The sequence below is a fragment of the Halalkalibacter flavus genome (assembly GCF_036663575.1).
GTDB lineage: Bacteria > Bacillota > Bacilli > Bacillales > Bacillaceae_D > Halalkalibacter > Halalkalibacter flavus.
Genome location: NZ_JAWRVK010000398.1, coordinates 1 through 240, shown reverse-complemented (window position 1 = coordinate 240; position 240 = coordinate 1). Strand labels below are relative to the sequence as shown.

The 240-nt window shown below is 32.1% G+C and carries 1 protein-coding gene; it reads right to left on the bottom strand.

The annotated features are described in order from the left end of the window. Positions 1-25: 25 nt before the first annotated feature. The gene (locus SAY88_RS25585; RefSeq protein ID WP_332635246.1) at positions 26-181 is read right to left on the bottom strand and encodes a SpoIIIAC/SpoIIIAD family protein; all 156 of its coding nucleotides are present in this window, start codon (positions 179-181) and stop codon (positions 26-28) included. Positions 182-240: the final 59 nt, after the last annotated feature.

Sequence of the window (240 nt, the reverse complement as noted above, 5' to 3'; positions counted from 1 at the left end):
TCTTGTTTGCTTGTTCGGCAATTCATTAAAGCATTTTTACGATTTTAGCAATTACATCTATAATAAATATAAATATCAGAACACCAACAAAAACTCTTAGCATAAAAGAAAATAATGGCTTATTTTCTTTAACGACAAGGGCTAGGAAGGTTGAGATAAGTACTAACCCTACATTTTGGATAATATCAATCGCATCTCAACTCCCTTCCCTTGAAACAAGTAGACCCCTTTTATTTTCTG